General features: G+C 34.0%; 12 protein-coding genes. 6 read left to right on the forward strand and 6 right to left on the reverse strand.

Annotated features, from left to right (window positions below; genetic code table 11):
- The 5 genes from IR022_RS12405 to IR022_RS12425 form a co-directional block, all read right to left on the reverse strand.
- A partial coding sequence (locus tag IR022_RS12405; protein ID WP_242053240.1) for a PfkB family carbohydrate kinase occupies positions 1–203 on the reverse strand: 203 nt, incomplete at its 3' end.
- 61 nt (positions 204–264) lie between these two features.
- Complete coding sequence (uxuA, locus tag IR022_RS12410; protein ID WP_194203942.1) at positions 265–1,440, reverse strand: mannonate dehydratase; 1,176 nt, start codon at positions 1,438–1,440, stop codon at positions 265–267.
- Positions 1,441–1,501: 61 nt separating this feature from the next.
- On the reverse strand, positions 1,502–2,317 hold the full coding sequence (locus IR022_RS12415; protein WP_194203943.1) for an SDR family oxidoreductase: 816 nt from the start codon (positions 2,315–2,317) through the stop codon (positions 1,502–1,504).
- A 4-nt stretch (positions 2,318–2,321) separates the two neighbouring features.
- Complete coding sequence (locus IR022_RS12420; RefSeq protein ID WP_194203944.1) at positions 2,322–3,395, reverse strand: substrate-binding domain-containing protein; 1,074 nt, start codon at positions 3,393–3,395, stop codon at positions 2,322–2,324.
- Positions 3,396–3,625: 230 nt separating this feature from the next.
- Positions 3,626–4,318, reverse strand: a complete 693-nt coding sequence (locus IR022_RS12425) for an archaeosortase/exosortase family protein (RefSeq protein WP_194203945.1) — start codon at positions 4,316–4,318, stop codon at positions 3,626–3,628.
- 275 nt (positions 4,319–4,593) lie between these two features.
- Here IR022_RS12425 and IR022_RS12430 point away from each other — a divergent pair, with 275 nt between their 5' ends.
- The 4 genes from IR022_RS12430 to nth all read left to right on the forward strand — a co-directional run bounded on the left by IR022_RS12430 (position 4,594) and on the right by nth (position 9,769).
- On the forward strand, positions 4,594–5,907 hold the full coding sequence (locus IR022_RS12430) for an OmpP1/FadL family transporter (protein ID WP_050710567.1): 1,314 nt from the start codon (positions 4,594–4,596) through the stop codon (positions 5,905–5,907).
- Between the two features lie 32 nt (positions 5,908–5,939).
- Positions 5,940–6,563, forward strand: a complete 624-nt coding sequence (gene lptC / locus IR022_RS12435; RefSeq protein WP_191976329.1) for an LPS export ABC transporter periplasmic protein LptC — start codon at positions 5,940–5,942, stop codon at positions 6,561–6,563.
- A gap of 254 nt (positions 6,564–6,817) precedes the next feature.
- Positions 6,818–8,935 (forward strand): peptidylprolyl isomerase, encoded by a 2,118-nt coding sequence (locus tag IR022_RS12440; RefSeq protein WP_194203946.1) that lies wholly within the window; start codon positions 6,818–6,820, stop codon positions 8,933–8,935.
- A 171-nt stretch (positions 8,936–9,106) separates the two neighbouring features.
- The gene (nth, locus tag IR022_RS12445) at positions 9,107–9,769 is read left to right on the forward strand and encodes an endonuclease III (protein ID WP_194204028.1); all 663 of its coding nucleotides are present in this window, start codon (positions 9,107–9,109) and stop codon (positions 9,767–9,769) included.
- Positions 9,770–9,777: 8 nt separating this feature from the next.
- On the opposite strand, the gene IR022_RS12450 is transcribed toward nth, so the two are convergent.
- A complete protein-coding gene (locus IR022_RS12450; protein WP_194203947.1) occupies positions 9,778–10,938 on the reverse strand; it encodes a glycosyltransferase in 1,161 nt (386 codons plus the stop codon).
- A 225-nt stretch (positions 10,939–11,163) separates the two neighbouring features.
- Between IR022_RS12450 and IR022_RS12455 the strand changes: the two genes are divergently transcribed.
- Positions 11,164–11,490 carry a Bor/Iss family lipoprotein gene (locus tag IR022_RS12455; RefSeq protein ID WP_194203948.1) on the forward strand — a complete coding sequence of 109 codons (327 nt, stop codon included), beginning with the start codon at positions 11,164–11,166 and terminating at the stop codon, positions 11,488–11,490.
- A 202-nt stretch (positions 11,491–11,692) separates the two neighbouring features.
- A complete protein-coding gene (locus tag IR022_RS12460) occupies positions 11,693–12,577 on the forward strand; it encodes an alkaline phosphatase (protein ID WP_194203949.1) in 885 nt (294 codons plus the stop codon).
- The last annotated feature ends 84 nt before the right edge of the window (positions 12,578–12,661 follow it).

Below are 12,661 nucleotides of genomic sequence, written 5' to 3' on the forward strand. Positions count from 1 at the left end.
TCTGATATGCACCATTCTGCTATGTCATTTTTGGGTAGACGGGTTACAAAATCGGTGGGTATGCCGTAATTGGATAGGGATACGGCTACGTTGGCTTCACCGCCTCCGAAGGTGGCATTTAGGTTATTGGATTGTATAAAGCGTTGATAGCCGGGAGATGATAGTCTTAGCATGATTTCTCCGAAAGTCACTACTTTTTTCATATGATTTAATGGATTAAGGTCATGGACCTTTGATGGGTTATTATTGGATTATTAAAAATCGTTAGTTTGCAAACAAAGTTTTAGCAATACCAAGTTCAAGTCCTCTTAATTCGGCTAGCCCTCTAAGGCGCCCTATACACGAATATCCTGGATTTGTTTTCTTATTCAAGTCATCAATCATTTGATGTCCATGATCGGGACGGAATGGTATTGAAATATTTCTTTTTTGTTGTATCTCTAATAATCCTCTCATAACGCCATACATATCCACATCTCCTTCAAGATGATTTGCTTCGTAGAAATTACCTTCTGCATCACGTTGAGTTGCTCTCAGATGCACGAAGTTTACTCTGTCTCCCAAGTTTCGAATCATTTTTACCAAGTCATTATCAGCTCTTACACCAAACGAACCTGTACAAAAACATAGTCCATTAGAAGTATTAGGTACGGCTTCAACCAATTTAAGAAAATCATTCTCGGTACTTAACACACGAGGCAAACCTAATATTGCATAAGGAGGATCATCTGGGTGAATTGCGAGCTTCACTCCCACTTCATCGGCTACAGGAGCTATTTCTTTTAAGAAATCAATCAAATTGGAACGAAGTCTATCTTCATTTATACCATCATATCTATCCAATTGAGCTTGGAATTCTTCGAGCGTAAAACTTTCTTCTGCACCGGGTAATCCAGCAATCATATTTCGTACTAATAGATCTTTTTCAGCCTGAGACATACTCTCAAATTTGGCTTTTGCTTTTGCTATATCTTCAGCGCTATATTCTTTTTCAGCTCCAGGACGTTTTAATATACACAAGTCAAAAGCCAAAAATGCTGCTCTTTCGAAGCGCAGGGCTTTCGAGCCATCAGCAACCGTAAATGCTAAATCGGTACGTGTCCAATCTAAAACGGGCATAAAATTGTAAGTTACAATCATAACTCCGCATTTAGCGAGATTACGAATACTTTCCTTATAATTCTCTATATATTCTTTATAGTTACCTTCCTGCGTTTTGATAAATTCGTGTACTGGTATACTTTCTACTACTGACCATGTAAGACCAGCTTCTGCTATAATTTGCTTACGCTTTTCGATTTCTTCCACAGTCCAGACTTCACCGTTTTTAATATGATGAAGAGCTGTAACAATACCTGTTGCTCCTGCTTGTTTGATATCGGCTAATGATACTGGATCATTAGGACCGTACCAACGCCATGTTTGTTCACTTAATACCATTATATATTAAATTTAAAAGTTTGTTTATTCTTAACTATAATACGACTTAAGATTTTAGAGTTTAAATAGAAAATGCATCAAAACCACCATCAATTACAAGTATAGTTCCTGATACAAAATTCGAAGCATCACTAATCAAATAGTGCAACGAACCTAACAACTCGTCAGCCTCTCCAAAACGGTTGAATGGAGTATGTGCTAATATTGTTTTTGCACGATCTGTATAAGTACCATCTGGATTAGTTAGCAATGTTCTGTTTTGTTCAGTAATGAAGAATCCCGGAGCTAATGCGTTTACTCTGAATTTTTCTCCAAATTTAAGAGCCAATTCTCCAGCCATATATTTTGTGAAATTTGCCACAGCAGCTTTAGCAGCTCCATACCCCACTACTCGAGTTAAAGGTCTCAATGCCGATTCAGAAGCAATATTTATAATATTTCCTGCTCCATTGTCGACCATAGCTTTAGCAAAAACCATAGTCGGGATAGCTGTTCCGAATAGATTCAAATCAACCACCTTTTTAAAATCATCTATTGCCAAATCAAAAACCGTCTTATCAGGTCCTATTGTAGCACCCGGCATATTACCTCCTGCTGCATTTATAAGTACATCAATTTTACCATATACTTTGATAATTTCATCTCGATTTTGTTCTAAAACTTCTTTGTTCAAAACATCGGTTGAAAGAAACAATGCTTCGTTTCCTTCACCTTTAATTTTGCTTACAAGTTCTTCTCCCTTGTCTTTAACACGATCTAGAATCACAATTTTAGCACCTTGAGCGGCTAAATATTGAGCCATATCTGAACCTAAAACACCACATCCACCAGTGATTACAATCACTTTATTTTCAATACAGAACAAATTGTTTTTCATAGTATTATAATTTGTAATTTTTGTAATATTCTATATTTTCTTTCATCAAAATATCGATAGGCATAAAGTTTATCTTATTGATAATCTTGCTAAATAATAAATGATTACTCAACGATTTTATAGCATCATAACCCTGCTGAGTGGAGCGCTGAGAAATAAGGAATAGCACCTGATCATTTTTAAGTGCCTCCACATTTTTCTCTATTGAGTCGTACCCTATAAGATTGATCTTTTTATCTCCACAAGCAATACTTTCAAAAAGCTCTACTAGTTCATATATTCGAGAATTAAATACAATAGCTCCAAGCTTGTTATTGGTATTATTCAATATTGATTTAAGCTCATTTACTACATCTTTCGATTGTTCCGAGTCTATTTCTAAATAATAAATTTCCCCTTTGAAACCATTATTATTGAGATATTCTTTAAAACCCTGTTCACGTGTCTCCATCTGAACCGAATTGCTCGTTCCTTTGTATTTTATTTTCCCAATGAGAATATCTCCTGTTTCACCTATTTCGCGCATCATCAATTTAGCAGCTATAATGCCACTCATATGCGAATCGGCTCCAAAATAAGCCAGATTATGCTGATTGGGTATATCAGAATCTATATATATGTATGGTATTTCTTTTTCTTCAAGCTTTTGAGATAAGCCGATTACGCTTTCGCCAAAAATAGTAGCTATAACAACTCCTGCAAATTCTCTTTGATTTAATGCTTTAACAGTGTTATTAAAAGAAAATTCATCTTGCTGATCAAAGAAAAAATATTCAATTCCAATATTGAAATTCTTCAATTCCGCGACAGCCTTATCTATTCCGGTAGTCACCAATTCCCAATACTCACCTTCAATAAAGGAGGGAATCAATACGGCAAATGTGTAGTCTTTTTTCGATGCTAAAAAACGGGCAACCATGTTTGGTTCATAGTTGATTTCTTTAAGTACTTTTTCTATTTTGATTCTTTTCTCTTCCGATACACGTCCGCGATTATGTAAAACTCGATCAACAGTACCCACAGATACTCCTGCCAATTTTGCAATATCAACAATACGTATAATTGATTTGTCTTCCATAGTATTAGATTATACGATACTTCTTATGTGTTCGAACACAAGACTATATTTTTTATTATTAAAGGTTCTTAGCAAATATACAATAGAATTCTTAGAAAACAACAAGTGTGTGCGAGCACATTAACGGATAAAAACCAACAACTATCTAATTATAAGAAACATAATACATACAGAAAATCAAAAAACATGTTTTATAATATGTTTTTGCTATCTAAAAATGTCATTGAAACTTAAATTTCACTACGTTGGTAAGGTAAATTATACTTTTCTTGCCAAAATAGCCAGAGGAGGAACATGACTCCATCGTAATATATCCACTTAAAAAAACCATCGTGAAAGAAATAATACCAATCTTCGTAAAACTTCCAATAAGACTGAGGGGTATTATTCCAAGTCACATTATTAAGACTTTCATTAATAGGAATAAACCAATCTGGAAATCCGTCCTTTATCATAAAAGCCGAAACAATGAGTCGTAGTATATTGACAAAAAAGAGAAGGAGTACCGATAAAGGAATAAAGACAAGCTTCTTTTTTGCTGGTCCTTTATAACATATTAAGATAAAAATGAATAGCAACATTTGTTTAACACCTGTGCATCCCCATATAATTTTCATCTTTAAAGAATTATCAAAATAGATTAACAAGCCATCTATATTGAAACTGCTAAAGCCAAATAAATTATGAATAATGTAGTATGTAAATTGAGCCGTCCACAAACAAATAGGATAAATATAACTTGTAATATCTTTTCCCCATACAATCAACAACTCTCCATTATCAGCCTCATGCACCGATAATTTCCAAAGTAGCTCAAAAAAAAGAAATAAAAATAGAAAGTACGCTATATCTTTTACCGGTTCGATAAAATCAAAAAAACGACGAAGATAAATTTGTATCACATCTTTCCCTTTCCCAATCATATGCAATGTTGTAACATTTCGGCAACAAAGATACTAAAATACAATGAGATTCATTTATCTGCAGAAACAGCATTACTATAGTTTTATTGAATATATAAATTTGTATAACTATTTTAATAAGCCTAGTCCAAGCTAATACTTTAAAGTTAAGATATGCAAATTTTACAACAAAATGAGGGTAGAGGTAGAAAAGAGGTAAAAATCTCAACTAAAAAATAATACATTTGCAGAACTAAAAATGAAAGTACAAAAGTTTATTTTTGAATATTTACATAATGCAGGGATATAAAAAATTATTGCTTACGGCAGGTCTTGTCGCTTTCCTTATTCCCGTACAGGGACAAAATACCGACTCTCCATATAGTAGATATGGTTACGGAGTGCTTAATAATCAAGCCGTAGGCGTATCAAGAGCGATGGGAGGTATAACTTACGGGGTACGAAGCTTAGACGCCAACCCAGGTAACCCTGCTTCTTATACAAGTGTAGACTCTTTGACTTTTATATTTGATATGGGGATTTCGTATGTCAAATCTCGTTTTTCTGAAGGAAATAACGTTCAAAATGATAACAATGGAGGTTTGGACTACATTTCTATGCAATTTCGTGTTGCTAAAAAAATGGGAATGAGTTTTGGTATATTACCCTTTTCATCGGTAGGATACCAATTTGGTACACAAGAAACCCGAAATGGTATATCTACAACGAAAACTTTCACCGGATCTGGTAATTTCAGTCAAGTATATTTAGGTTTAGCTTACGAGCCAATCGAGAATTTATCTATCGGAGGTAATGTATCTTTCTTGTTTGGAAATACAAAATATACTCGTAGCATGTCAGTTACAAGTGAACCTTCTGCTAACTCCGAATTTCAGTTTCACAAACTAACAATGAACTCCTTGAAGTTTGATTTAGGAGTACAATATACTTTACCTTTAAATAAGAAAGATTTACTAACAATAGGAGCAGTATTATCTCCCAAGGTAACAACTTCTGGTCAAATTGACAGGATTAAGAGTGACTATGCCGCAGGAAATTCAAATACTCCTATAACAAGTGATACTGCACGTTTTACGGGTAGTGATGCCTATTCTGACCTACCAAGTACATATGGACTAGGTTTTACCTGGAATCGCGACAGACGATTAACTGTAGGTGCTGATGTTACATTCCAAAACTGGTCTAGAGTACGTTATTCTGAAAATATGGGAGACGGGCTTACTCAAGCTACCCGATTTAATAATGTATGGCGTTTCAATACCGGTCTCGAATATGTAATAGACCCCAGAGATAGAAATTTTGTCAAAAGGATGAAATTCAGAGGAGGGGTTAACTATAGTAACTCTTATATTAATGTACAAAACAATCTAGGGGAAATATCAGGTTATAAAGAATATGGAGCTACATTTGGCTTTGGTCTTCCTATTCGTGATGTTGTATATTCGGGAAGAACATCATATATCAATATCAATTTGGAGTACCGTAGTTTGAATCCTGAAAAAGCCAATCTAGTTAGAGAACAATACTTTGGAATTTCGGTAGGAGTTTGCATCAATGAATTGTGGTTTATGAAAAACAAACTAAGATAACTTAGGATATTTTTTCAATATCTCTTTCACCAATGCTTAAAAAGAATCTATTTTCATCAAATAAATACAAACAAGGTATTAGGATATTGCCATTATTGGCTATCCTAATACTTTCTTTTTTTATGTCATGTAACAATGATAAAAAAGAATATATAAATGCACCTCTGGATAGAGAAACAATGCCTAGCATGCAAGACGATAGTGTTACAATGCTAATTTCCGATTCAGGGCTAATTAAATATAAACTTATTACAAAAGATTGGGAATCTTTCGAAAATGCAAAAGACCCACATTGGTATTTTCCAGAAGGAATATATGTAGAGCAATTTGACACTCTTTTTCAAAAAGAAGTAACCTTAAAAGCAGATACTGCTTGGAACTTTACTCTCAAAAAGCTCTGGAAACTGAAAGGGAATGTATTTATTGAAAATATAAATAATGAAACATTCAGCACCGACGAGCTTTTCTGGGATCAAAAAGAACAAAGGTTTTATTCAGATAAATATATAGAAATAAATAGACCTGAGAAGCTTATGCTTAAAGGAATAGGCTTTGAGTCGAATATGAATATGACCCAATATCGCATATTCAAACCACGCGATACATATATTTATGTCGAGGAAAAAGAAAATCAGAATCAAGATCCACAAAATTAGGCTCTTGATGTTTCGCTAGTAAATATATAAACCAAGACTCTAATACCTGTATATTTACAAACCCGTTAGCAAATAATAAGCTATACTAAAATCTAATATTAGCAGATAAATGACAAATATCAATCGAAGCCTTATAAAGACTCACATTTTTTGCTATTTAAACTGATTTTCAAGCTAAAATTACTATCTTCGCTCGCTAAAATTATTTAAAAGAATAAATCACAATAATAATAAAAATTTAATAGTTCGTTTAAATGGCTGCATTACAGAAAATTAGAAATAAAGCCGGATTGCTTATCGGTGTAATTGCCGTTGCGCTGTTGGCTTTTATTTTTCCATGGAATGAATTAACATCATTCATCAACAAACAGAGAGATAAAGCTTTCACTGTAGATGGAGAGGTTGTTTCAACCGGAGATTATCATAAAAGAGTGACTGACTTCGAGAACTTCCAAAAAATAATTAGTGGACAAACATCTTTGGATGAGAACACTAATTCGCAAATCAGAGAATTTGTTTACGAGCAGATGGTAAAAGAACTTATGCTTAATGAACAAACTAAAAGCTTAGGCTTAACTGTTTCGGAAGGAGAGTTACACGATTTAATATTTGGAGCAAATATTTCTCCAGTATTACGTCAAATACCAGTCTTCACTGATCCTCAAACAGGACAATTCAGCCAAGCAGCACTTACTCAATTTGTAACATTGGTAAGTACAGATGCTAAAACTGTGCCTCTAGATCAGCAAGCTCAATTGGAAAACCTAAAATCTGTTTGGGAAACTATTCAGAACATGGTTAAATACCAACGCTTAGAAGAAAAGTATAATGTTCTGCTTGCAGGTACAATTATGGTAAATGACACAGAGGCTAAAGCTAATAGCGACGCTTCTAAATCAACATCAGACATAGCATACGTTATCAACAGATACTCATCTATACCTGATTCTACTGTAACAGTTACTGACAAAGAAATTGAGAAATTATACAACGATCGTAAAAACAATTTCAAGACTTTCGAAGAGTTAAGAAAAGTATCTTATTTCACTAAACAAATCGTTCCTAGCGAAAGTGATTTTGCTGAAGTAGAAAAAGAAGCTAACATTGCTCGTGAGAAATTGGCTGAAGCTACTAATCCTGCATTAGTTGTTGCAGATTATTCTGAAGTACCATTTCAAGATGTATTTTTCTCTGAAAAGAACCTATCAGCAGAAGAGGCTACGTTTGTAAAAGCTGCTTCAATTGGTGATATTTATGGACCAATACGCGATAACGAAGCTTTCAGAATATATAAGCTTATCGATCGTACAGCGGCACCAGACTCTGTGAAACTAAGTATGATAATAATTCCTGAAGGAGCTGATAAATTAGTAGCTAATAACAGAGCAGACAGTATTATCAATGTTATCAAACAAGGTAAAGCTTTTGATGTAGTAGCAAACGAAATATTCCCTCAATCAAACGGAGGAGAAGTAGGATGGGTTACTGAAGCTCAATTGTCATCAGCAGGAAAAGAGTTTGTAGATGCTTCTTTCAAAACTCCTGTTGGCGAAATAACTAAATTGAACTTGCAAGGACAAATCCAAATCATCAAAGTTGAACAAAAGACTCAACCTGTAACAAAATATAAATTAGCTCTAGTTCAAATGCCAGTATCGGTAAGCGATCAAACTCTTATCACTTTGGATAATGAGCTAGGACAATTCGTAACAGAAAGCGGAAACCCTAAAGACTTTGTAAAAGCTGCAAAAGAAAAAGGATATGACGTTGTTGCAAATTCTCTAATTTCAGGATCATTCCCTAATATCAACCAAATCAATGGGTCACGCCAAGTTATAACTTGGGCATTCAACGAGAAAGTTGGTTCAGTTAAGAAATTTGATCTTGCAGATTATAAAATTGTAGCTCTTATTGATTCAAGAATTGCTCAAGGATTCCTTCCTGTATCAGAGGTTGAAGAAGGCTTGAAAGCTGAATTGATTAAAGATAAGAAAGCTGAGAAAATGATTGCTGATCTTAAAGCCAAAAACATATCGTCTCTTGATGGATATGCTGAAGCAATAGGAACTAAAGTTGACACAGTTAAGTTTGTAACTTTCAATACACCAAACATTCAAGGTATCGGTAGAGAATCAGCTCTAAATGTATATTCGGAGTTAGGTACTGTAAATAAACTTGAAGCTCCTGTAAAAGGCGACAATGGTGTTCTAGCTATCACTGTAGTGAACAAGGCAGATCAAAGTAAAGACTTTAATTTGGAATCATTCAAACAAACTACAAACAGTCAAAATATGTACAGAGTAATGTCTCAAGCAATGCCTGCACTGAAAAACAAAATGAATGTAGTAGATAATAGAGTAAAATTCTTCTAATTAAAGAATAACCCTATTTTAATATAAAGAGAGGCTGTCTAAATTGGACAGCCTCTCTTCTTTTTTATTAATGTCTTACGAATATTTACTATTTTTGTAATACGATCATAAAAGAAGGTTCAAACAGAACCCACTAATTTGTGACACTGACAATACAACTTTAAAGAGATGATAACTAAAAAGGAACGATACGAAAATATTATAGCTTGGTTTCAAAAAAACATGCCTGTTGCCGAAACCGAATTACATTACGATAACCACTACCAACTATTAATAGCTGTTATACTTTCAGCCCAATGTACCGATAAGAGAATAAACATTATAACGCCTCCTTTATTCGAAGCCTTCCCTACCCCTGAAGTTATGGCAGAAAGCTCTAAGGAAGAAATATACGAATATATAAAGAGTGTATCATATCCGAATAATAAGGCGAAGAACCTTCTCGGTATGGCTAAAAAGTTAACTTCCGAATTTGGAGGAAAAATACCTAGTACTCTATCCGAGTTAGAGTCAATACCGGGAGTAGGACGCAAAACAGCCAATGTTATATTGTCTGTAGCTTTCGACAAACCTGCTATGGCAGTAGATACGCATGTATTTAGAGTTTCCAATAGAATTGGTTTAACCAATAACTCTAAAACACCGTTAGAAACAGAGCGAGAATTGGTAAAACATATACCTAATAAGCTTTTATCGATAGCTCATCATTGGCTTATACTGCATGGTAGATATGTATGCACAGCAAGAAGCCCGAAATGTGACGCTTGCGGCATCAATCAATGGTGTAAATTTTATTTGAAAAAGAACGGGGTAAAATCAATAACAAAAGTTTAAAGAGTTTCTTAGACTCTCAATATATGATCAACTTCATTAAGCCATTTCTGATAATCGAAACGTTTCATGCACTCATCGGTTTTTGATACAAAGTAAGGAAGTAAAGCAGGATCATCCAACACTTTCTTCATGCCCATATAAACACCCTCCGAACTATTCTCGGTGAGTATTCCGTATTTGCCTCTTTCTATTACATCTTCAGGACCTCCACAATCCGTAGTAATAACAGGAGTACCTAAAGCCGTAGATTCAAGCAGAGTCAATGCAAAACTTTCACGAGATGAAGGACAAAGAAACCAATCGCTTCTTTTCATGTAGGGAAAAGGATTTGCTACGCGTCCCAACATTTTAATCCGATCATTTAATTTATATTCAGAAATCATGGACTGTAATTTATCAAATTCGTCTCCATCCCCTACAATCAGAAAATTAAAATCATAACCTTCATTTTTTAATCGATCTGAAGCTAAGATAATACGATCTACTGTTTTCTCATAAGACAAACGAATAACTACTATAAAACTGACCCCTGTAAACGCAGGTAAATCAACAGGCTCTTGTGCTCTATCAACAATACTCGATAAATCTAATGCATTATACAAGACTCTTATCTCTCTTTTGGCCTTTCCTCCGTGATAAAGATTTATATAGCTTCTCCTTGATGAATCGGATACACATATAACCTCATCAAATCGATCAAATGAACGGTTCATACGATTAATCTGAAATCTATTTAGAGTATACGAAAGCCATTCTTTTAAATTATGACTACTATAATCCCTTTCAAAAGGGTGATTCTGTATCCAAAGATATTTAGGCAATTTTAGTTTACTGAATAGTATAGAATAGAAGCCGTCTTTGAAGCAAACAACTTCATCATAATCATCTTCTTTAAAACCTACCAACTTGGCATATAACCGTGGATAGAATATGAGTATATTCTTATAAAGAAGTTTCTTTAAACCTATAAGTTCGTTTGGGAAAATATATTTGACAGGAACTTTAGAAGAGACTCTACTCAATAATGTATTCTTTTCGGAAGGGTTGGGCAATAATAAAGTTACAGCACACTCCTTCTCTACTAAATGATTCAATAAATTAACAAGGAGAATCTCTGTTCCCCCCATATAAAAGCAATCATTGAATATGAGTATTCTCTTTTTCTGCATTGAAATATAATTGATTCTCTATATCAAAGTTAATAAAAATATGATAGATGAGATAAATCAGTTCAAAACAGATTTTAAGCTATGGTTTATTCGAAGCCAAAGATCAAATAAAACAAAATGCAATTAATCTAATTTTCATTAAGACATAATAAAAGGAATATGGATATTTATATATACATTTGGCGACTTATTAACTAAAATTACACTAATTTAAAAATTTCATTTATGAAAACTAGTAGAATTAAATTCTGCCTAATGGCACTTATCTGCGTGCTTATGACTTCATGCTACACATCAAGAGTAGCTAATGGTAATATGACAATAACAGAGCCAACTCTAAAAGTGAATTCTCAAAAGAATCATTTTTTGTTGTGGGGATTACTTCCTTTAGGAGAAACACAAGTTGCTAAAGAATATGTTGGAGACAGAAAAGACTATACGACAGAAACCAGTTGGACTTTTGTTGACGGATTGCTTAATTGCATTACACTTGGTATCTATACCCCAACAACTACAACATACTACCTCCCAATAGATGATGTAAAGAAATAATATTTTTCTTTAAAAAAGAGAAGGCAGCCGTTAAGCTGCCTTCTCTTTTAGTAAATTTTCGATACATTTGTTTTTCTCAAATACCTATCTTCTAATTAGTCAAAGTCTATAGAGTTCAAAATATAGCGATATTTATCTTACTTTACCTTCAATTAGCTACTATCATTTGAACCTTATTTTATATTAACCAATATTATTAGAGATGAAAAACAAATTATTATTCTTAATCTTATTCTTCGTCGCATTTCAAATAAATGCAGCCAACAAAGCAAAACATGTAGTATTAATCGGTTGTGATGGCTTTGGTGGTTATGCTTTCGAGAAAGCAAATATCCCAAACATCAAGAAACTTGCTCAGAATGGATCTATAACTCTTGAAATGAGAACGGTATTACCATCTTCGAGTGCCGTAAACTGGGCTTCAATATTAATGGGTGCAGGTCCTACATTCCACGGATATACGGAATGGGGAAGTAAAACTCCCGAAATACCATCGGTTACGGTTAGCAAATACGGAAAATTCCCTTCTATATTTACAATATTAAGAGAGCAGAAACCCAATAGTAAAATGGCAGTAGTATATAGTTGGGAAGGTATCGAATATCTGGTCGAAAAAGATATTATTGATATTGTAGCTCCTACCCAATCGAATGAGAACCTTTCTGCAGACACAGCTGCCGCAATTATAATGAAAGAAAAGCCAGACTTTATTTTTATTCATTTCGATGAACCAGATCATGTTGGTCATTCAATAGGACACGATACCCCCGAATATTATTCAACATTAGAGATAGTAGATCAACGGGTAGGCAAAATTATAAATGCTGTACATGAAGCAGGCATAGCCAACGAAACAGTAATAATACTTCTTGCAGATCATGGTGGTATAGAGAAAGGACATGGAGGTAAGACTCTACAAGAGGTACAAGTACCTTTCATTATTAGTGGCGCAGGTATCAAGAAAAATCATAAAATTACAGACTCTACAATTGTATATGATGCTGCCTCAACCATTGCCAAGATATTAGGATTAAAACAACCTCAGGCATGGAGAGGAGTACCCGTTCAAGATGCTTTTTTGAAGTAAATCAATTTGGTGTCAAACAATTTTAGAATAACACAACATATTAAAAGAAAAAGCCGAAATAATAATATTTCGGCTTTTTCTTAT

Source organism: Dysgonomonas sp. GY617 (assembly GCF_015233815.1).
Taxonomy (GTDB): Bacteria; Bacteroidota; Bacteroidia; order Bacteroidales; family Dysgonomonadaceae; genus Dysgonomonas_A.